The organism is Niastella sp. sgz303648, from assembly GCF_059587045.1.
Genome location: NZ_JCAPSW010000002.1, coordinates 342,483 through 365,399, shown reverse-complemented (window position 1 = coordinate 365,399; position 22,917 = coordinate 342,483). Strand labels below are relative to the sequence as shown.

At 42.6% G+C, this 22,917-nt stretch carries 17 protein-coding genes; 8 read left to right on the top strand and 9 right to left on the bottom strand.

What is annotated here, in order from left to right; genetic code table 11:
• Window positions 1-29: 29 nt before the first annotated feature.
• The 6 genes from AC59IL_RS06175 to AC59IL_RS06150 form a co-directional block, all read right to left on the bottom strand.
• Window positions 30-932, bottom strand: a complete 903-nt coding sequence (locus AC59IL_RS06175) for a FecR family protein (protein WP_496551225.1) — start codon at window positions 930-932, stop codon at window positions 30-32.
• Between the two features lie 199 nt (window positions 933-1,131).
• On the bottom strand, window positions 1,132-1,773 hold the full coding sequence (locus AC59IL_RS06170; RefSeq protein WP_496551224.1) for an RNA polymerase sigma factor: 642 nt from the start codon (window positions 1,771-1,773) through the stop codon (window positions 1,132-1,134).
• A 112-nt stretch (window positions 1,774-1,885) separates the two neighbouring features.
• Window positions 1,886-2,527, bottom strand: a complete 642-nt coding sequence (locus tag AC59IL_RS06165) for a 3-keto-disaccharide hydrolase (RefSeq protein WP_496551223.1) — start codon at window positions 2,525-2,527, stop codon at window positions 1,886-1,888.
• Window positions 2,528-2,573: 46 nt separating this feature from the next.
• Window positions 2,574-4,958 (bottom strand): hypothetical protein, encoded by a 2,385-nt coding sequence (locus tag AC59IL_RS06160; protein WP_496551222.1) that lies wholly within the window; start codon window positions 4,956-4,958, stop codon window positions 2,574-2,576.
• Window positions 4,921-6,024 (bottom strand): hypothetical protein, encoded by a 1,104-nt coding sequence (locus AC59IL_RS06155; RefSeq protein WP_496551221.1) that lies wholly within the window; start codon window positions 6,022-6,024, stop codon window positions 4,921-4,923. Before AC59IL_RS06155 ends, AC59IL_RS06160 begins: the two co-directional genes overlap by 38 nt.
• Window positions 6,025-6,118: 94 nt before the next feature.
• Window positions 6,119-8,071, bottom strand: coding sequence for a pyrroloquinoline quinone-dependent dehydrogenase (locus tag AC59IL_RS06150; protein ID WP_496551220.1), 1,953 nt, complete (start codon window positions 8,069-8,071; stop codon window positions 6,119-6,121).
• 186 nt (window positions 8,072-8,257) lie between these two features.
• On the opposite strand from AC59IL_RS06150, the gene xth reads away from it, so the two are divergent.
• Window positions 8,258-9,034: an exodeoxyribonuclease III gene (gene xth / locus AC59IL_RS06145; protein WP_496551219.1), complete on the top strand. Its 777-nt coding sequence runs from the start codon at window positions 8,258-8,260 to the stop codon at window positions 9,032-9,034.
• Window positions 9,035-9,371: 337 nt separating this feature from the next.
• Here xth and AC59IL_RS06140 read toward each other — a convergent pair whose 3' ends face one another.
• The 3 genes from AC59IL_RS06140 to AC59IL_RS06130 form a co-directional block, all read right to left on the bottom strand.
• A complete protein-coding gene (locus AC59IL_RS06140) occupies window positions 9,372-9,569 on the bottom strand; it encodes a hypothetical protein (RefSeq protein ID WP_496551218.1) in 198 nt (65 codons plus the stop codon).
• Window positions 9,570-9,594: 25 nt separating this feature from the next.
• Entirely contained in the window at window positions 9,595-10,704 is a 1,110-nt protein-coding gene (dinB, locus tag AC59IL_RS06135) for a DNA polymerase IV (RefSeq protein WP_496551217.1), read from the bottom strand.
• A 125-nt stretch (window positions 10,705-10,829) separates the two neighbouring features.
• A complete protein-coding gene (locus tag AC59IL_RS06130) occupies window positions 10,830-11,096 on the bottom strand; it encodes a hypothetical protein (RefSeq protein WP_496551216.1) in 267 nt (88 codons plus the stop codon).
• Window positions 11,097-11,210: 114 nt separating this feature from the next.
• Here AC59IL_RS06130 and AC59IL_RS06125 point away from each other — a divergent pair, with 114 nt between their 5' ends.
• From AC59IL_RS06125 to AC59IL_RS06095, 7 genes are all read left to right on the top strand, one after another.
• Complete coding sequence (locus AC59IL_RS06125; RefSeq protein ID WP_496551215.1) at window positions 11,211-12,440, top strand: DUF2252 domain-containing protein; 1,230 nt, start codon at window positions 11,211-11,213, stop codon at window positions 12,438-12,440.
• 282 nt (window positions 12,441-12,722) lie between these two features.
• Window positions 12,723-13,373: an RNA polymerase sigma factor gene (locus tag AC59IL_RS06120; protein ID WP_496551214.1), complete on the top strand. Its 651-nt coding sequence runs from the start codon at window positions 12,723-12,725 to the stop codon at window positions 13,371-13,373.
• A 135-nt stretch (window positions 13,374-13,508) separates the two neighbouring features.
• Window positions 13,509-14,648, top strand: coding sequence for a FecR family protein (locus AC59IL_RS06115; RefSeq protein WP_496551213.1), 1,140 nt, complete (start codon window positions 13,509-13,511; stop codon window positions 14,646-14,648).
• Between the two features lie 192 nt (window positions 14,649-14,840).
• A complete protein-coding gene (locus AC59IL_RS06110; protein ID WP_496551212.1) occupies window positions 14,841-18,305 on the top strand; it encodes a TonB-dependent receptor in 3,465 nt (1,154 codons plus the stop codon).
• A gap of 27 nt (window positions 18,306-18,332) precedes the next feature.
• Window positions 18,333-20,291 (top strand): RagB/SusD family nutrient uptake outer membrane protein, encoded by a 1,959-nt coding sequence (locus AC59IL_RS06105; protein ID WP_496551211.1) that lies wholly within the window; start codon window positions 18,333-18,335, stop codon window positions 20,289-20,291.
• Between the two features lie 41 nt (window positions 20,292-20,332).
• Entirely contained in the window at window positions 20,333-21,559 is a 1,227-nt protein-coding gene (locus AC59IL_RS06100; protein ID WP_496551210.1) for a DUF5000 domain-containing lipoprotein, read from the top strand.
• 20 nt (window positions 21,560-21,579) lie between these two features.
• Complete coding sequence (locus AC59IL_RS06095; RefSeq protein WP_496551209.1) at window positions 21,580-22,827, top strand: DUF4998 domain-containing protein; 1,248 nt, start codon at window positions 21,580-21,582, stop codon at window positions 22,825-22,827.
• Window positions 22,828-22,917 lie beyond the last annotated feature (90 nt).

The window sequence follows — 22,917 nt, the reverse complement described above, 5'->3', positions numbered from 1 at the left end:
ATTAGTTGGTTAAAACACGGGTCAAAAAATTATTGCTGATACAGATAGATCCGGTTGTTTATTTTTTTTATTGTAAGGTTATGAATGGCTGCGAGTACTTCTATGGCCTCATCAGATGTCATTGAAGTAAACAGTTCAGTTGTATATTTTGTATTTAAAATCCGGTTGTCATTCGTGAACACATCTATCCCAAAATTCTTTTTTATGATAACAACCATTTCGCTGAACGATACATCATTCAGTATTACTTTGCCATCGCGCCATGCCAGCAGTGATTCATCGGTTACCGTAGTGGTATAGGTATGCTGCTCCTTATCATAAATAAGCTGTTGCGATTTGTGCAAAACGTTCAGCGTAGCCGTATCTTTTTGTACGCGTACGGTGCCGCTTACAACACCTGCGCTAAACTTTTTTAGCCCTGTATACGATGAAATGTTGAAGGAAGTGCCGAGTACGGTAACGGTTAACCCGCTGCTATGTACCTGAAAGGGTCGCTTTTCATCTCTGTGCACATCAAAAAATACTTCGCCATCAACAAGGTCAATTGTTCGCGTGTGCGAAAAATCGTTGTATACGTGCAGAATGGTGCCGGCGTTTAGTGTTAGCCGGCTGCCATCTGCTATAGTAACGGTTTTTCTTTCGCCATTTTTTGTAGTAATGACAATAAAGGCAGGAGCCTGTGAACGCTGCCACAGATTGTTTTTCAGCACGAACAACAGCAATACGGTCCCTATTGCAATGGCAGCCCAGGAAGCTACTTTTGCGTACATGGGTATTCGCCGCAGCTTTTTTTCAACAACCAGATCAGGGACTATTTTTTCCCAGATCTGCTGCCTGGTAGTTTCTCTTTCCAAATCGGTTAAAGGAACAGGTGTTTCCTGTTCAAAAGCATCATACCAGTTATCAACGACTGTTGCTTCTTCCTGCCTCACGTGGCCGGTAAGGTATTTTTGCAGAATTTGTTTTATGTTCCTATGCTCCAGACGACAGTATTTTATTATGTATCTTAAAAATTGAGGGTTGGTACTATTCGAAATGAAAAAAAATTTTACGGCCAGGAAACAGCCGGTCGCCGGTCAGCAGTATTAAAAGCTAAAATGCAGTATGTGAAGGTTTTATTCCACTGCCGTATCAGTTGGAAGAATAGTATAAAAGGATGACGAGAAACATCCAGTCGCCATAGTCGTTTGATTTCACCCACTCCCTGATCCTTTTGAGCGCCCCGGTTAGCTGGTTTTTAATGGTTTGTTCACTCAGGTTTAGTTGCCGGGCAATATCGGCAATGGAACAATCATCTTCTCTACTCATTCTGAAAATCTGCTGCATCCGTGCCGGCAGACTATTTATTGCTTTCTCAAGCAATTCGCTCAGCTCCCTGGTTTCAATAGTATTTACATATACGTCACTTTCCAATACATCAAATAAGTTGTTGTTACGTATTTCAGCGGCCGTGAAGGCATAGTGGCTTATCACACGGTATTTTATGGCCGTATGCAAATAACGGCCTATACTGCCATCGTCTTGTGTAACTATTTCTTTACGCCTGCGCCACAGGGTAGTCATCACTTCCTGCACCATATCTTTTGCTTCGTCTTTATTAACCCGTTTGCAGGATTTTACATACAGGCTTTCCCAATACCGGTCGTACAGTATTTTAAATGCAGCAGTATCATCTTGCTTTATAAACTGTAAAAGTTCTGCATCACTTAACTGTTGCTGTTGCATATTGGTACAGGCAAATAGAAGCTGAAATAGTTTAGCTTTTTTTTGCAAAAATAATATTATCCCGAAAATGCCGGAGTGCAAATCAGGTTTAGCAACAGCCGTGGTTGGCTGAATTAATTAAAAGTAAAGGGGCTGGAACTTTCGGAGAGAAATATCAGGGTTAATCAGGCAACACTTTTACCATCAGGTTTTTAAAATATACTTTACTGTTGGGATCATGGCCCTGTAAAGCAAAAGTTCCTTTATCTAATAGCCGGCCTTTCATATCGGCAGGCCGTGGCACGTTATCGGGCTCGGTATAGTTTACCACTGTTTTGCCGTTCACCTTTATAGTTATGTGTTTACCCTGAACAATAATTTCTTCGGTAAACCATACATTATCTTTCACCAGTACATCTTTTACGTCTTCAACTGCATATAAACTACCGGTACGGCGCCAGTCGGTATGCGAGTTATTTACCTGCGCTTCATAGCCTTTCGCGGGCCATCCTTCTTCCTGATAAACAGTATGAAAATAAATGCCTGAATTGGAGCCGGGGGTTGTCATCACCTGGGCCTTAAAATGAAAATTTTTAAACTCATGGTTATTCACCGGTCCGTCGTAAAATAAGTGGGCTGTTTCGCCATGTGCTACAATTGTTCCATTTTCAATTGTAAAAGTACCGGCGTTTTTACCCACCTTCCAGTTGTTGAGCGATTTACCGTCGAACAACGATATCCATCCTTTTGATTGTGCCTGTGCAAAACCTGTATAGCACAGTAAACAAATTGTAATTATTGTAAGATGAAATACTTTTTTCATTATCATGGTTTGTATGAAGATAATGATATTGCTACAAACAGGTGTATTAATTTGTAGCCCATGGGCGTTTATCGTATTGTTTAATGAAGCTGCTGTACAACTCACATTCTTTTACGAGCGATTTATAATACGACATATCTATTCCTTTCCGGGCGGCGCCTAAATAATTCGGCCATTGCGGGTCTTTAATAACTCCATCATACCACCGGCTACTTTTAAATGCGTTCCTGTATTCCCTGTTGTTTCTTTCACACTGCTGAGTCATATAAAAACAAAGGGCTGCCAGCTTTTTATCTTTTGTTGCCTCCATGGCTTTCAGGTAAAATTGTTTTGCCTGCTTACAACCATAATAATCATCATAAAACTGTTTATCTTTTAGCATCAGGTTATCATAGTCTGGTTCAGCACACGACCACCATTGCCGTACCATCAGCCAGTTTTTACCATGCCAGGTCATATTATACCATGCATTGGCTAACTGATAATAACAGGCTGCCGCCTTGCGCTTATCTTTTGTTGCCAATTGCTGCAGTTTTATCATTTCTTCAATTACCTGCTTTTTATTAAGCGATCGTTTATCTTCTTTGGCTGCTGTATGCTGGTCATTTATATTCAGAAAAAAAGCATCGCCGCCCAGATAAGGATCATAAGGATATGCCGTAAAAAAGCTATCTGGAATTTGTTGCAGGGTTGCCAATGCATCTTCTAACCGGTGATGGCGAATGTACCAGCCGGCTTTGCAATCGCGTAACTTGTTGTCACTCCACATATCCTGGTTTATATCATTATAATTCTCTAAGGGCGAACGAAAATGGCTGATGGTAATAAACTGTTCAAATGCACTCTTTTTAGTTTTATGCAACACCTGCAACATCTGGTCATAGTCTTTTTCCTCAGCTACATCCTCAATTTCCTGGTACAATCCTTTATAACCAACACCAGGCAACATATCAATGGCGCGATTGGTTCTGCTTAATAACATCAGTCCTCTTGCGCGATCACCCTTTCGTATCATTTTACGGGCAGAATATAACACCAGTTGATTTTTCATAATATCAGGATCATAAATTCCCAGCCGGCGATCGTTTGATTTAATAATATGCATGAACTCATTTTCGGTTGATTTGTCAAACCTATTTTCGAGGTGAAGCAGGTAGGTATTGATAGCTATTTGTGTTTGTACATTGCGCGGAAGTCCTTTAATGGCTTTCGCCTGCTGCAGGTGCCTGGCAGAACCGGTATAATCTTCATTTATTAAACACAGGTGTGCAGCATACAAATGCAATAAAGCAGGCTGGCTGCTTTTTTGATCGCTTATCATTTGCAGCAAAAAATTATACAGCTCTTTCGCATAGGCCTGGTCTTTTTTATAATTACCGGCAATATTGTTGAGGTATGAGTAATTGCCATAATAATCTGTACCGTAAACCGCCGGCATGCCAAAGCCGGTTACCCGGCTGGTCAACAGCCAGTCTTCTACCTTATTAATTTCTCTCAGCAACAAAAATGGCAATTCATTATAACCGGGTTCAGAACGATAAATACCTTTAATTATATACAAACTTCTGCCCGAATAATTAAACGCCGTCATAGCCTTCAATACATTTCGTTCATGATTATTCCGGGCCAATAGCAGGGTGCTGTCGAGCCATTTTGTATTGAACCTTGCCAGGCAATGGGTTTTACGATATCCGCCATTATCAAACACTTTCGACAGTAAATAATTTCCTTCATAACCGTTTGTATTGACTGCCTTTTCATATAAAGCGGCAGTTTTTACCCAGCTTGTTGTTTTTACCGGTTCAATCCATCTATCATATATGCTGTTAGCATACTCCCGCTCGCCATTACGGGCATATAAACGCATCAGTTGAAAAGCCGTGCGTAGTTTTATAAATTGAGCATGTGTTTCAGCATACAACGTTTCGGCTTCTTTGATCACCCGGCTGATATTATTATTAGGAAAATTATCTTCTTCCCAGGGATCGGGGTTGGCAGCCACCTGTTCAACCTTCTTGCTTAGCGTTACATACCGGAGCAATTCCCTGTTATGCGGTTTCATTAAAAACCGCATAAAGCTGTTTGCTTTTGCCAACTGTGGCTGCCTGTCGAAATAATATTGCGGATCTGTTCCGTTTAATAAGGTATCAATATCTTTTTTAGCTGCATTCCCTTTTATTACATCGAACCATTCCTGATTATTTTGTTGGGGATATAATTCCCTGGCCGCATTTATATCCTGCTTATATAACCAGGTGGTTGCGAAATAAAATGGTGTAAGATCGGGCTGATTGGTAAGGTCGGGTTGTAATAACCAGAACCGGTATTCACCCGGCGATGCACCAAAGCCACAGGCGCGGGCAGCTCTTTTTGGTAGCATGATGGCTATCACACTAACGGAAAGAAGTATACACTTTGTTAAGGGTTTCATGGCTATAATTTTTGAACTCGTTTTCTGATAATTCAAAAAGCGATACAGTGAAGTGGTCGGTATTCACGGCTTTGGCAGCCAGATCAGCGGCCTGCTGCAATTTTTTTTCATCAATGCCTTCTGCCTTGATCTCGTCACCCGGCCGCAAAAAAAGATCGCGATATACGGTGTCTTGTATTACCCTGTAAAAGTGATCACCAGCCGGTTTTAAAAAAGAAAGTGCTTTCAGATCAGCTTCGCCAAGGCCATTCTCAATCTGGTAAAATTGTTTATTTCGGTATATCAGGCACCACGACCACGCAGGCAAAGCAATATCCAATGGCAATGGATACTTTTTACCAGTAAAATAAGCTTTTGCCTTGTCGACTTCGAATATCGATTGGCCGGGTGTATACTGTTTGGGATCAGAAATATTATATACCATCAGCATGCCGCGATCAACCGGGGGTATTCCTGTTTTATCGAAGTTCTTATACTGGTGCAGCCTGATGGTGGAGGAGATTTGTATACTATCAGGAATCAGATGCCTCACTTCTTTCAAAAACTGAAAATACTTTGGCGCTGTTGTTACCGTCCAATCGCAATCAAACTGTATTTCTTTTGGCCGTGCAGGGCCACCCCAATTGCCCACCCAATGGCTCTGTTCATACCTGATATCAGTTGAATCCCATGAAGGCAGGCAACGCCGTACAAGGCGCGTTGCCAGTACCGGAATATCGCCTTCGTTACTTCGCTCAAAAGTTTTATTGGTAATAAATACTACCGGCACCATTTGTACGTGGAATGTATCGTACCGCTCCAGCTCATACTGCATGCCCTCTATGCCGGCCCCGTTCAAAGGAATGGGTCCCTGCACTTCACTCCAGTCTACATCGAGCAACCGCACATACAATTTTTGTATAGCCTGTTGCTTTAAAAATTTACGTTCGTTCGAAGTAGCATCGCCGCTTCGCCAGTAATAATAAGCGCGTTCAACACGGCGGTGTTGCTTATTCGAACAGGAAGTGATAAAAAGAAAAAATAATATGAGGAAATAATAAGGACGCGGCCTTCGGAAACTGTCCATACAGGACCTTCACAATTTTGAATGTGAAATGGTAATCCTAAATTAAAAAGATTTTTTTGGCTTTGCCAACCGGTAAATGTTAAAAGGAATTTAATTAGGGCAATGCAAAAGCAATTACATAATCGCCCTGCTTTGTAAAAAACTTTCCATGGCCTCCGGCTGCTATAACAATATATTGCTTTCCGTTAATGGCATAGGTCATAGGCGTAGCCTGCCCACCCGCAGGTAATAAGTATTTCCAAAGCTCAGCACCGGTTTGGGCATTGAAAGCGCGTAAATGACCATCGCGCGAAGCAGCTACAAATATTAGGTTACCTGCCGTTACAAAAGCGCCACCAAAATTCAGCGAGCCCCACTTTTCAGCGCCGGGGTATTTTTGGGGATCAAGCATATATCCCAATGGTACTTCCCATTTTTTTTCTCCTGTATTCATATCTATAGCAATCAAAGTGCCCCATGGTGGTTTTGTTTGCATCATTAAACCATTGCTTCCTATTGTAAAAAGATAATCCCGCTTCATTATATAAGGCGTTCCTGTTTGCATGCCGGTTTCAGCTCTTATCAATTCTTTGTTCTCACTTTCAGCGGCTGCCATTTGCTCGCGCGGAAACATTCGTATAACGGCAGGCAATAGGTTAATATTAGTGATTAATAAATTGTTTTTCGGATCGAAACACATACCTCCCCAATGAATGCCACCTGCATTTCCCGGTGTCATCATGGAACCTTTGAAAGATGGCGGAGTAAAAATACCCTTATTAACAAACAGCGCTATTCTTTTCCGGGCATCTTCCTTCTCTGCATCTGTTGTGCCCCAGGCATCCTGTTCAGAAATACGTTGAATACCTAACGGTTTTGGCAATACGGGAAATGGCTGGGTCGCAAAAGTTTCTTCACCAGCTATGTCAGAAGCGGGAACAGACCTCTCTTCAACAGGGAATACAGGTATTCCGGTTTCGCGATTCAAAACAAAAACATGGCCCATTTTGGTTCCAACCATTACTACCGGAATTTTTTTACCATCTTTATTAATTTCAGAGAGTATTGGTTGCGCTGCAATATCATAGTCCCACAGATCATGATGAACCACCTGGTAATACCATACCATTTTACCGGTTGAAGCACGCAATGCCACAATAGAATTACCATATAAATTTTGCCCGCGTCGCTCTCCTCCGTAATAATCAGGGCTTGGACAACTGGTGGGAACAAAAACAAGGTCACGTGCTTCATCGGCAGATAGTACAGCCCACGCATTGGCCGCTCCCGTTTGGTGGGCCTTCGGCCCCTTCCAGGTTTGCCACGCTTTATCAACAGAGTCGCGCGGAATGGGGTCCCAGCTCCATTTTAACGCACCTATAATTACATCATAAGCCCTCACTGTGCCGGGTGAATAATCAAAACGTTGATTATCGCCAAGGGAAGAACCAACCACTACACTATTTCCAATAATAGCAGGTGGAGATGTTACGCTGATATCGTTACCTACTCCTGTTTTAAGATCTATAGTACCGCCCTTCGCAAATGACAATACAGGCTTGCCTGTTTTTGCATCCAGCGCAATCAGGCGGCCATCAATAGTGGCTATGAAAATTCTTTTTGCTGATACGCCGCCGGCAGGCCAGGCCGAAACCCCTCGTGATGTTATTTCTGAATAATCCTTCTGCAGGTTTATTTTCGGATCAAACACCCATTGCTGTTTACCAGTAGTTGCATCCAATGAAAATACCCTGGCAGAAGGCGTACTGAAATACAGGGAGCCACCGATCATTAACGGTGTAGCTTCAAAAGCCGCCTTTTTTATGGCATTGGTACCTTCATAGGTTTTTAATTCGCCGGTTTGATATATCCATGCAACCTTCAGTGCCGATACATTATGGTCGTTTACCTGTTGTAAAGGCGAATACCGTGTACCGCCTGCATCATTACCATACGCAGGCCATTCGACATTCGGTTGGTATTTGGCCTTCCCCCGGTTAGTTTGCCCAAATAAAAAGGATTTATGGATAAGCAAAAAACATACAATGATTAAAGGTGTGCTTCTCATACGTTGTTGATTTTTTACAAACTTACCCGCCCCATTTGCTTACCCCCAATATGTTTGACCAATGGTCGGTTTAAGAAGGTGAATAGATATAAGTTAAAGCAAAATTTGCAGTAACTTTCAAATAAAATAAATATTGATTTGAAGAAGAAGGGTTAGAAAACATTTTTAGTTCAGATCCACTTTGTTATGAAAATAGCTACCTATAATGTGAATGGCGTGAACGGACGCCTGCAGGTGTTGCTTCGCTGGCTCAATGAAGCAAAGCCCGATGTTGTTTGCCTGCAGGAGCTAAAAGCGCCACCCGAAAAGTTTCCTGAAAAAGCAATTCTGGATGCAGGTTATAATGCCCTATGGCACGGACAAAAAAGCTGGAATGGCGTAGCTATTCTGGCGCGCGGAGCTCAACCACAGGAAATCAGGCGGGTGCTTCCGGGCGATCCTGAAGATATACACAGCCGTTATATTGAAGCCACGGTGCATGATTTTGTGATCGGTTGTTTGTATTTGCCCAATGGCAATCCCGCACCCGGTCCTAAGTTCGATTATAAATTGAAGTGGTTCCAGCGCCTTACATTGCATGCTGCTGAATTGCTTGCATCGAAAATGCCTGTGATACTTACCGGCGACTTTAATGTAATGCCTACCGATCTGGATGTTTATAAACCCGAGCGCTGGGTTGATGATGCGTTGTTCAGACCAGAAGTACGCGAAGCTTTTGCAACGCTTGTGAAACAGGGCTGGACAGATGCTATCAGGAAACTATACCCGAAAGAAAAGATATATACGTTTTGGGACTACTTCCGCAATGCCTATGGCCGCGATGCCGGTTTACGCATCGACCATTTTTTACTGAGCCCAAAAATTGCCAAACGCCTCAATGCCGCCGGTGTTGACCGTCATGTTCGCGGCTGGGAAAAAACAAGCGACCATGCACCCGTGTGGATTGAGCTGGCTGATAAATAAATGACGTTTTGTTCCCTAAAGAACGTTCGCTTTGCAATACGTAATTTAAAAAAGCAACGCCAGCCCAACTTCATGCAACTCCCTGCAACATTCATGTTTATATGCAAACCGGTATTGTTTAAACATAAAAGTGCATTGTAGGGCACAAATTATAATTGTAGCAAATAAAATCATAAATGTAAATCACAAAAATGCGAATGCAGGTATGCAAGGCGGCATTGTTTGAACGCAAGGCGGCATTGTAGCGCACATTTGCTTCAATGTATGCACACAAACCGGCAATGTTGTAAACAAAAAACAAAAAGTTGACACGCAGCGCTTAAAAATAGTGCACATTTTAAAAAATGTGCGCTATTTCGCGGGCAATGTTATCAATTTCGCCGTTCATGTTATCTATATCGAAGGAAATATGCGCTACATCGAAGGAAATGTGTGCTACTTTGAGGGCAACGTTATCAATTTCGCCGCTCATGTTATCTACATCGGGGGCAATGTGCTCTACATCGAAGTCAATGTGTGCTATTTCGCCGAACATGTTATCTATTTCGCTTCACTGCGCGCTATTTATCAAAAAGCGCCAGTTGCCCCGACGCATTTTCATTACCTGATTGCTGCGAAAAATTCGAAAGCGTTATACCCAGCAACCGTATTTTTTTATCGGTGAGATCGGTTGCTGCGAGCAATTCTGTTGCTGTAGTTGTAATTGTTTCCACATCATTGAGTGGTTGCTGAAACGATCTGCTGCGGGTGATCTGTTTAAAATCGCTGAATTTTATTTTTATAGTAATGGTTCTGCCTTTTAACTGATATTTTGCCAGGCGATTGTGAACCACCTGTGCAATTTTAACCAGCTCCGAATTCATTTCATGTATATCCGTAAGGTCGTGCGCAAAAGTATCTTCGGCACCCACCGATTTGGTTTCCTGGTTGGGTTCAACAGGTCTGTCGTCATTGCCCCGAACAATTTTAAAATAAAAGCTGCCCACTTTGCCAAAATGCCTGATCATGTCGGCCTCTGACAACTTTTTTAAATCGGCCCCTGTATGCAGGTTCAAGCCCTTCATCTTTTGTGCCGTTACCTTGCCCACGCCAAAAAATTTTTCCACCGGAAGATTTTCGACAAACGATTCAATTTTCGAAGGACCTATAAAAGTTAGTCCGTTGGGCTTGTTCATGTCGGAAGCGATCTTTGCAACAAACTTATTGATCGAAATGCCTGCAGAAGCAGTTAACCCTACCTCTTCTTTAATAGCTTCTTTAATTTTTTTGGCAATATCAATGGCCGAACCAATGCCTTGCTTATCGGTTGTTACATCGAGGTAGGCTTCATCCAAAGAAAGCGGTTCAATAATATCTGTATACCTATGAAAAATTTCCCTGATCTGTGCCGACACCTGTTTATACACATCAAACCGGGGTCTGATAAAGATTATACCCGGACAAAGCTGCAAAGCTTTTTTTGAAGGCATGGCCGATCGCACACCATATTTTCTCGCTTCGTAACTGGCTGTAGCCACTACCCCGCCCCGGCCTTCGGGCGAACCGCCCACGGCTATGGCTTTTCCCCGGTAATCTGGATTATCTCTTTGCTCAACAGAAGCATAAAATGCATCCATATCAATATGAATGATTTTACGATAAGTTTTGCTACCGGCATTTTCTGCGTCCATGGTACAAAGTGAAAAGAAAACAAAGGTACGCCATGATTATCCATGCTGCAGACCGCTAATAAAAATCCCGCCTTATTCGGCGGGACTTTTAATAATCTTTATCAGATGGCAAAATGTACCAGGCGTTAACTTTTCTTTTTGTTTGCTTTATAGCGCATATCGGGCGTACCGTTTTTTTTCATCTTTTTGGTCGTATCTGCCGCTGCTTTATTTGCTTTGTAACGCATGTCGGGCGTACCATTTTTTTTGGTGGGAGCAGCTTCCTGTTTTTTAGCAGGTGCAGTTTGTTTTACTTCTTTTTTGGCGGGTTCTTTTTTGGCGGGGGCTGTTTGTGCTACGCTGAATCCAACCATACCCAATAAAAGACCTGCAGCTAAAATAAATTTTTTCATAACCGTGATGTTTTTCTTTTTAAAAGGTTTTGCCGAAGTAATTTATACTTCTTCTTTGTTATCAATAAGTTAATGCCCAATGGCCTTGCAAACCTAATAAAAAAGGACTTAAAAATGCTGTATCTTACTCCAAAACTATTCCTGGTGTTTGTAGCAGACCGTATACTTCAATTCAACAACAACAGAATTCCAACCTATACAGCCATCAAATACGGGGTAATGGCCAACAATCCATTTTGTTTTTTCAGAGGAACGGCTCACCTGTTTTATGAAGACCTTTCAAAAGCCGCTGTTTTGCCCGCTTCGCCACTTACCTGGATTTGCGGCGATTTGCACCTTGAAAATTTTGGCAGTTATAAGGGTGATAACCGGCTTGTGTATTTCGATCTCAACGATTTTGATGAAGGCGCCCTCGCTCCCGCTGCCTGGGAGCTGGTTCGCATGGTAAACAGCATTTTTGTTGCGCTGGCAACAATGGATGCAGACGGGAAGGAGATGATCGCTTTGGGCAACCTGTTTTTAAAAACCTATGCTACTACCCTCAGCAAAGGCCGCGCCCGCTACATTGAACCACAAACAGCCAGCGGCATTGTAAAAACCTTTCTCGACAAAGTATGCAAGCGCAAACAAAAAGAACTGATCCGTGAACGCGCCATAAAAAAAGATGGCAGGCTGATGCTGCGCATAGATCAAAAACGTTTGTTTAAAATTGATAAACAATTAAAGCCGGCATTGTGCGATCACCTAAACAGTTGGTTAACGGAACGGGCCAATCATAATAAGCGCTATCAAGTTATCGATGCGGGGTTTCGTATTGCCGGAACAGGAAGCATTGGCGTAAAGCGATATATTTTTTTAGTAGAAAAAAAAGACTCGAACGGAAAATTTCTGCTGATGGATATGAAACAGTCGCTACCGGCTGTTATTCAATCATGGTTGCCCATTGATCAACCTGCATGGGCAAACGAAGCAGCACGTGTGGTGGCCATACAGGAACGGATGCAAAATATTTCACCGGCATTGCTGGGCACTGCCAATTTCAACAACGAATCGTATGTTATAAAAGAAATGCAGCCAACAGCCGATAAGATCAATTTCACCACGCTTGCCAACAGGTATACCGATATAGAGCAGGTAATAGAAAATATGGCTATGCTTACAGCCTCTGCCCAGCTTAGAAGCTCAGGCCGCCAGGGCGCTGCCAATGCCGATGAACTGATTGCATTCGGTAACGAATCTCACTGGATCAAACCAATTATTGATTATGCCCATCAATATGCACAGCAGGTAAAAAAAGATTACCGGGAATATGTGGAAGCTTATAAGGCGGGGCATTTTTCGTAGACCGTTAAACATCAGTGGATGTCATTTAAAGAAGCCCTGGGATTTATATATTATACTTATAATAAGCCAATTTAATTATTATATGATAATCAAACAATTGAAGCTTTCACAACCCCTCAAATTTTCAATTTTGGTAAACGCGCAATCAGGGTTTTTATTTATTTGTTGAAAATACATTTTAAACTATTTACACTTCTTCAGGTCTTATGTCCTTATATTTGATAAAGTAGCGTAATATTTAACCAGGTTACCCATCTGAAACTTTAACCAGAACGAACTGCATTGGCCATAATCAGACAAATAGACTTTGCCCCCAAAGACGATAATCATCTTTGGCAGTTAATGATGCAAGGCGATAATACCGCTCTTGCCAGCCTTATGGATCTTTACATGGATGCCCTGTATAATTATGGTATACGGTTTACCGAAGACCGGGCCCTTGTAGAAGACTGCATTCAGAACCTTTTCATTGGCATATGGCAAAGAAGGGACTTCCTGAGTACCCCGCTCAATCTTAAGTCGTACTTATTTTCTTCCCTGCGAAGAATGATACACAGAAAAGCCAGGCTCACAAAAAAAATCCCCATTGTTTCTTTCACCGACAACGAATCGCCCGGATTTGATTTTGAATTTTCTATCGAACACACTTTAATACAACAGGAAGAGTCGAAGATTATTGCCCATAAAATCAATCACTTAATTACAGCTTTGCCCAAAAGGCAAAAAGAAATTATATACCTCAAATTTTTTGAGAATCTGAGCCGGGATGAAATTGCTGATATTATGCAAATCAGTCCCCAGGCAGTTTCTAACCTGCTTCAAAAAGCCTTGAAAAATCTGCGTTCTACCAACGGTACTATTGCGTTGACAATCATTACACTTACCTGCCTTGGTATCGCAGCGGCCCAACACGTTTCCACCCTTCGCAAATAACCCAACCTTTCCTTTTTTGCATTCCACCTGAATTATGTCTGCATGACACTTAATTAAGGAGTAAAAATATTTTTCTTAAAAAAAGGGTATCTGCCTTCGGCTTCGGTCTCTATCTATATAACTCTACATGCCTATATGAATACCATCAATTATGAAAATTATTCAACAGAAGATTTTATCTGGGATCAACAATTTCGCGATTGGGTTTTATCGCCCGATCACAATTCAATTGCTTTTTGGGAAAACTGGTTGCAACAACACCCTGAAAAAAGAATTGTTGTTAGCCAGGCAAAAGAAGTGGTGCAGTCACTTACTATAAAAATGGAAAAATTAAACCAGTATAAAAAAGATGAGATCATCGCCAAAACACTGGAGAGGCTTAATGACCAAACACCTCTTGTTGTTGTGCCTCAGCCAAATACACCAGCCCATAAAGGCCGTTTCATGCGGTATGCGGTAGGTATTGCAGCCTCTGTGTTATTGGTTACAGCCTGCATCTGGATGCTGGTGAATAAAATGCCTGTAAACAAAAAAACCGACTACACCTATAATACGCTGGTAAAGCAATCCCCAACCGCCCTGGTTGAAACGATCAATACTTCCGGAATTCCGCTTTCGGTAATATTAAGCGATAGCAGCCGGATAACGCTCGATAAAGGCGCCAGAATAAGTTATGCTCCTTCGTTTGGCAGTATCAAAACAAGAGAAGTGTATTTAAGCGGCGATGCCTTTTTTGAAATCACCAAAAACCCTTTGAAACCATTTATGGTGCATGCCAACGGAATAGTTACTAAAGTACTGGGTACCAGTTTTAAGGTAAAAACCGACATTCCGGGCAAAGGCGTAACAGTTGAAGTAGTTACAGGCCGGGTTGAAGTATATGAACAACCCACTACAACAAATAATATTGATCATAGAAAAGGTAATGGGGTCATTCTCACTCCCAATCAGAAAGTGGTTTATTCGGGAGAGAGAAATGTATTTGAAACTTCCATTGTAGACGAACCCGTTCTTATTCAAAAAGAGAATAAAAAAATATCCAAAGAAGACCTTGTATTTGAAGATGCGCCGCTGCAGAAAGTAGTAACCGCAATAGAAAATGTTTACGGTATTAAGGTAGTAGTTGAAAATGAAGCCATTTTGAATTGTCCGTTTACCGGCGACATTTCAGAACAGAACCTGTACCGGAAATTCGACGCCATTTGTCAAAGCACCAAAACAACCTATGAAATAAAAGAAACCACCGTATTATTAAAAGGCCAGGGATGTAATTGAACCAGCACCCGACGGCTGTTCCATAAATAACAGTTAACCAAAACTTTTTAACCCCTAAATTATTGCGTATGAGTTGATAACGACTACTAAAAAAGAGCCAGCAATATTCGCGGTATTGCTGGCTGCATAACCATTGACTGATTATGAATTTGTCCGAACACATTAAGCTAACGAACAAAATTGTTTGAATTTATGAAAAAAAAGCGATTTGCTGCTTATATAATAACTGCAATGAGAATAACGATTGCCCAAATTGGCCTGATTGTAACATTTGTCGCCTCGGCATATGCCAATAAAACCGACGCGCAGATTTTAGACAAACGGGTATCTATCAATGCCCGGAATATGGAAATAAAAACGATTCTTGCTGAGGTCAAAAAGCAGGCAGGGATCAAATTTATCTTCAGCAGAGCGTTGATCAAAGCCGAAAGAAAGATTACCTGTGACGCTACTGATAAAAAATTATCCGACTTCTTCGAAGACGTGTTAAGGCCCAACAATATCGGGTATAAGATTTTCGACAACCAGATCCTGCTATTTCCGATAGCCGACGAAGAGAAAGATAATCCCGGCGCCAAAAAGCCCATACATATTCCCCTTTTTATTAGAATCATTAGTGGTAATGTAACCTCATCAGATGGAAAGCCATTAGCAGGAGCCAGCGTCAATATCAAGGGAACCAGCCGTGGTACAACAACAGACAGTTACGGAAATTTTAAGCTGCAGGTAAACGATTCCGACAAAGTGCTGATCGTTTCCTTTACAGGTTATATTCCCCAGGAAACTACTATTGGTACAGACGATTTTATAACAATAAAGCTGTTTACATCTGCCAAAAACCTCGACGATGTGGTAGTAGTAGCTTATGGCACACAGAAAAAAACAACTGTGGTCAGTTCCATTACTACCATTGAACCCAAAGAGCTGAAAGGCCCAACGAGCAACCTCACCACCATGCTCGCAGGACGAATAGCAGGCCTTATTTCTTATCAGCGCAGTGGCGAACCGGGCCAGGATAATGCCTCGTTTTTTATAAGGGGAGTAGGCACCTTTGGAGCAGGTAAAATAGACCCGCTGATTTTAATCGACGGTATAGAATCAAGCACTACCGACCTGGCCAGACTGCAGCCCGATGACATTGCCGGTTTTTCAATACTAAAAGACGCAACGGCCACCTCATTATATGGCGCAAGAGGCGCCAATGGAGTCATATTGATCACCACCAAAACAGGGCAGCTCGGCAAAATGAAATTCAATATCCGTGTTGAAAACTCTAATTCATCCAACACGCAGAATATTAAACTGGCCGACAATATTTCCTTCATGACACTCGCCAATGAGGGCGTGCTTACAAGAAACCCGCTGGGTGCATTGCTGTATTCGCAAAATAAAATCGATCATACGGCCAATGGCGACGATCCCTTAATATATCCCAATAATAACTGGATCGACCAGTTAATTAAAAAAAGCACGAATAACCAAAGGGCCAATGTAAATATTGGCGGCGGTTCAGAAAGGATGAAGTATTACCTCGCAATGAGCTACAACCGCACTAACGGCAATTTGAAAGAAAATGAATTGAATGGCTTTAGCAACAATATTAAACTGCAATCCTATTTTATTTTATCGAACGTTACCCTGTCGCTAACCAAAACCACAGAAGCCCAGGTAAGCCTCAAGGGTGAATTTGACGATTATAATGGTCCTATTGGCGGAGGCGCTGGCGTATACCATAATGCCATATGGAGCAACCCGGTTGCTTTTCCGGCAGTGTACCCCTCTTCCTTATTGCCTTATGTAAATCACCCGCTGTTTGGAAATGCCATTATGCCGGGTTCAACCAATGCATTATACACGAACCCCTATGCTTCGTCGCTCTCGGGCTTTCAGGCTACCAATACAAGTACCTTAACCGCCCAATTGCGAATAAACCAAAACCTCGATGCTGTTACGCCGGGTTTATCGGCCAGAATTATGGCTTACACCATGCGGTATGCCAATTTTTCGGTTACCCGTCAGGTTAGCCCTTACTATTATACCTCAAATTCGCTGGATGGCAAATTTTTGGGTATCAGTCTTATCAACGACGGAAGCAGCGGCAACCCGTTTGCGGTACCAACCGAATATTTAACCTATAGCGCAGGCGCCAATTATGTAAACAGCACCACCTACGGTGAAGGAGCTATTAATTATTCAAGAACATTCAACAATAAACACAGTGTTGGGGGTATGCTCATCGGTACATTCAGGAATTATATTACCGGCAACGCCGCCAACCTACAGTTATCTCTTCCCGCACGAAATGAAGGAGTATCGGGCCGGTTTACCTATGGTTATGACAATCGTTACCTGATAGAATATGATTTTGGGTATAATGGTTCCGAGCGTTTTGCAGCCAATCACCGGTTTGGCTTTTTCCCTTCTATTGGCGCCGGCTGGGTGGTATCTAACGAAAAATTCTTTGAGCCCCTGCTCAAAGTCGCAGACAACCTGAAATTCAGATTTACCTACGGACTGGTGGGTAACGATCAGATAGGTAACTCAGCCGATCGCTTCTTCTATTTATCGCAGGTTGGCTTAGATGGTACCAGCGTAGGAAACTTTGGTACCAACTTCACGTATAGCAGGCCAACAGTATATACCAGCCGTTATGAAAACCAGAACATCACCTGGGAAAAATCGCGGCAAACCAACCTCGGTATGGACCTTACGCTGTTTCGCGATCTGAAAGTTACCGTAGATGCCTATAAGCAACTTCGCAGCAACATCCTGATGGTGCGCAATACCATTCCTACATCGATGGGATTACAGGCAGCCATTTCTTCGAACGTGGGAAAAGCTTCAAGCAAGGGAATCGATGTGGCGCTCGATTACCATAAATCGTTGTCACACTCATTATGGATTCAAACACGCGGTACGTTTACCTATTCCACCAGCAAGGTGCTTGTTAATGAAGAACCCGTTTATGCCGATAATAACAAAAACCTTACAAGGGTAGGTAATTCAATGAGCCAGATATACGGACTTGTTGCAGAAAGATTGTTTACCGATCAGGCAGAAGTTAATAACTCGCCTGTACAATTTGGAAATATACTGGCAGGTGATATAAAATACAGGGATGTAAATGGCGATGGCAAAATAAGTGTATTGGATTATGTGCCGCTGGGCTTACCTGCTACACCTGAAATTGTATTTGGATTTGGTTTCTCGGCAGGATATAAGAGATTCGATGTCAGCGCATTTTTCCAGGGTTCGGCCAGAACTTCTTTTTTGATCAGCCCTGCAGATATTACCCCCTTTGCCAATCAGAATGGATTACTGCAGGTGATTGCCGATAGCCACTGGTCTGAAAATCATAGAAACGCTTATGCTTTCTGGCCACGGTTCAACAATAATTTTTCAGAGAATAATGATCAGGCTTCAAGCTGGTGGTTAAGAGATGGTTCGTTTATGCGCCTTAAAGCAGCCGAAATAGGATATGAATTTTCCAATATGTTATTGAAGAAAATGCGCCTGACCAAACTGCGTATGTACGTAAACGGCACCAACTTATTCACTTTTAGCGCTTTCAAATACTGGGACCCTGAAATGGGAGCATCAGGCCTGGGATATCCCGTTCAAAAAGTAGTTAACGCAGGAGTACTGGTGGGATTCTAAATCGCTAAACTAAAAACTATTATTAAAATGCACCATAATAAATATATCCGGACCGCGGCCTTGTTCAGCAACCCGGCAATTTTTGTACTGGCAGTATTATTTTCATTTATTTCCTGTAAAAAAGCGTTCCTCGATGTAGTGCCCGACAATGTGGCCACTATAAATAATGCCTTTACTTCCAAAACTGAAGCGGAGAAGTATTTATTTACCTGCTACTCGTACATGCCCATCGATGTAGACCCTACGTATAACGTGGGACTTACCAACGGCGATGAAGTTTGGATCGAGGATAACGCTATTAATATGTACATCAACGATGTTGTACAATTACCCAGGGGCGGACAAAATACATCGAACCCGATTGCCAATTATATGAACGGCACCAGAGGCGGTAATGCGAATTATAAAGCGATAAGAGACTGCAACGCATTTCTGGAAAATATCAGCGACCCGAGTAAAGTGCCCGACCTTGATATCGATACACGCGTGCGGTGGATAGGCGAAGCTCAGTTCCTGAAAGCATTTTACCATTTTATGATGTTCAGAGCTTACGGCCCTATTCCGGTAATCGATAAAAACCTGCCCATCGACGCGTCATTAAACGAAGTGCATGTTAAACGGCAACCGGTAGACAGTGTAGTAAACTATATTGCCAACCTGCTCGATACAGCCGCCGCCAAACTACCTTTAATCATTACCAATACAGCATCAGAACTCGGCCGTATTACCAGGCCTATTGCATTAAGTTTAAAAGCACGCCTGTTAACAACAGCTGCCAGCCCCTTATACAATGGCAATTCTGATTTCGCTTCTTTTAAAGACAAAGACGGTGTGGCATTATTCAACCCCACTTACAGCGTAGCCAAATGGCAAAAGGCTGCAGCCGCCTGTAAAGCAGCGATAGATGTTTGCGAATCGCAGGGTATTAAGTTATATACTTTCCCTGAACAGGCTTTCAGGCTTTCTGATACTACGATGAAGCAAATGAGCATCCGAAACTCATTTAGCGAACCCTGGAACAGCGAACTGATATGGGGCCTTACGGTAAACAACCTCGGTGGTTACAATCTTTTTTTTCAACGTATGGGCGCAGCCCCCTTCGACAGAGCTTTTGTAGCTAATAACGGGGTTACGTATGGCGGCGCAGCGATGGGACCTACTATCAAAGCTGCAAAAATGTTCTATACCAAAAACGGCGTTCCGATCGACGAAGACAAAACGCTCGATTTTTCAGGCATAGCGGCCTTACGTACAGTAACACACGACGAACGTTTCAATTTGAAAGAAGCCGAACAAACAGCCAGGCTGAACTTCGACAGGGAACCAAGGTACTATGCCAACCTGGGATTCGACAGGTGCATCTGGTATATGGCCAACAGCCCTTCAAAAAGCGACGAAAACACTTTTTACCTGTTTTCGCGTGCAGGCGAATTTGGTCAAAACTCCATTGTACCTATTGCCGGTTATTTTATGAAGAAAGTGGTGAACTGGCATATGGACTGGAACACCCATACATTTCCTCCTTATCCATACCCCGAAATGCGTTTGGCCGATTTATACTTATTGTATGCCGAAGCATTGAACGAAGCCGGTGGCAGCCCTTCAGCCGATGTATATGACTATGTTAACAGGGTGCGGGCACGCGCAGGTTTGCAAACAGTGCAAAGCTCATGGGCTAACTTCAGCACCAACCCTACCAAATATACAACGCAGGCAGGTATGCGATCTATTATTCAAAGAGAACGCAGCATCGAGCTTTGCTTTGAAGGCCAGCGTTACTGGGATCTGTTACGCTGGAAACAGGCCTCACAGGAACTGTCGGGCAATATAACAGGATGGGACAGAACCGGACGCACCGCCGATGTATATTATCGTGAACTGACATTTTATTCGAGGCATTTTGTAACACCCCGTGATTATTTATGGCCTATACAGGACAATGATCTATTGGTTAACCCCAACCTGGTACAAAACCCCAACTGGTAATGGTACCGGAGAAAATTTTCAATCACAAAATTGCTTCTACGATGAAAACAATAAAAACAACCACTTTCTTATATATAGCGCTGTTATTTGTTGCAGGCGCCGGCTGTAAGCGCGAAACATTGAACACCCCTTACGACAAAAATTCCACAGCTCCCGGTGTTGTATCGGGCGTAACGGTTGTGAACCAAAACGGAAAAGCAGTACTCACGTATTCATTACCGGCCAATAAAGATTTGCTGTACGTGAAAGCCGTATACGAAATATCGCCGGGCGTTAACAATGAAGTGGTAGCATCGCATTACACCAACACCATGTTGGTCGATGGCTTTGGCGATACGCTGGCGCATACGGTAAAACTGTACGCTGTTAATTCAAGTGAAGTAGCTTCGGAACCGGTTAGTGTTACTGTAAATCCATTAACCCCCGGTTATATACTGGCCCGCAGATCGCTTTCGGTGCTGGCAACTTTTGGCGGGTTCGATCTTACCTGTAATAATCCAATAGAAGATAACCTGGCCATTATTCCCATGGTAGATACTACCGGCGATGGAAAATGGGTACAAACAGCAGGTATGGAAAATACTTACAGCAAATTGCCGGTCATTACAGCTTCGGTAAGAAGCCAGCCCGCTGTAACAAGAAAATATGCTTTTACTGTAAGAGACAGATGGCTGCATTATTCCGATACGCTGGTGCTATCGCTTACGCCCCTGTTCGAACAACAACAGGATAAAACAAAATGGAGTAACCTCGTATTACCTAATGATGCTACCATTTTGAATAATGGCGGATGGACAAACGTTTCCTACATCTGGGATAACAACTTTCATCCCGGCTGGCCTCAATGTTTGTTTACTGTTGAAAGCGCTACCACTCCGCAAACCGTAACGATCGATATGGGCTCGGCGCATATATTAAGCCGTATGCAGGTGAACCCTTACAAGGAAGTTGGCAACTACTACTATGTGAGAGGGAATGTAAAAGATTTTGAGATATGGGGTTCCAACTCGCCCGATCTGAAGAATCCCGAGCCGGATATTTTGTCTGATCCTACCTGGACAAAACTAACTACCTGCCATGTGGTAAAACCATCGGGTTCGGCTTATCAAACCGAAACAACCGACGACCAAAACCAGGCTTATAACGGCTGGCAGTTTAATTTCCCTACCGGACTGGGAGCTTACCGTTATATAAGAATAAGAAGTTTATCGAACTGGCAAGGCTCGTACTTCATAAATATAGGTGAGTTTACATTATGGGGTAATTAACATCAACCGATGCAGGTTCTATGACGGTTGATAACACTATTCCCAAACAAATAATTAATACACAGATGAAGCACAATAAAATCACTTACTATATAGCGGCCTTGCTGGTATTACTAACCGGCGCCTGCTCTAAAATAGACGACTTCAAATCAAAATACATGTCAGGAGGATCGATCATTTACTCCGGAAAAATGGATTCTGTAAAAATTGCTTCTGGAAGAAACAGGGTTCGGATTACCGGTTTATTTACCTCTGACCCAAATATTGTTAAATACCGCGTATTCTGGAACAGCAAACAGGATTCGTTAGAAGTTGCCGTTAAACGAACTACAGGCGTAGATACCGCCCGGATAATCATATCCAATTTGCCGGAAGGGTTGATGAGTTTCGAGATCAGAACCTATGATGCAGAAGGCCATAGTTCCGTTCCCGTTGATACCGCAGCCAATGTATATGGCAGCCTGTACCAAAGTTCTATTGTAAACAGGGCGATAACCGATGCCGCCATGCAGAATGATGGTTCTGCATTGATCACCTGGGCAGATGTGAATACAGACGCCGGCATACAAAATATGCAAATCAGGTATCAGGATATTAATAACGTTATGCATGATACGCTGATTAAATCAGTTGCTACAGGTTTAACCACTACTTTACCCATATTTAAAGCCGGCAATACGATCAGCTACAGCACAGCGTACCTGCCCAATGCAACAGCAATTGATACATTTCATGTTGACTATCAAACACACACGGTAAAAGCAGATGTAACCAGCCTGTATTTAGGTAATACAGGGCCGTTTACCGCCTCTTCTACTGATGGGGGCAGATGGGGAATACTTTCATCTCCATGGATAACCAGCACAGAAGTGATCAATCACTGGGGATATGGCGGATTTGCTACCGATGCCGGTGGCAGCATGGTTTTTGAAGCAGGCTGGAGTGGAACAGCCAGTATTATAAATGGTAAAATTTATCAAACGGTTACATTACCGGCAGGCAACTACATTTTCCAGGTAGCAGACTACACCGAGGCGCTTGACCCGGTTTATGTGGTAGCAGCGGCTGGAAGCACATTGCCCGACATCAGCGGTATTTCTACTGCGTTAGGGTATACTAAGTTTACAAGTTCAAGAAATGTGTCTGAAACAATTTCATTCCCGTTTACGGTAACTCAACAACAAACGGTTTCAATTGGGTTTTTAACCACCATGACCTCGGGCAACCAGTATTGCCGCGTTACAAAAGTTAAATTAATTAAGAACTAAATTATAATTCAATCAACCCGGTAAGCTGGTAGTTTTTAACCGGCTTACCGGGTAATAAATGGTTATTCAGATTAATCGTTTGTAGGAATA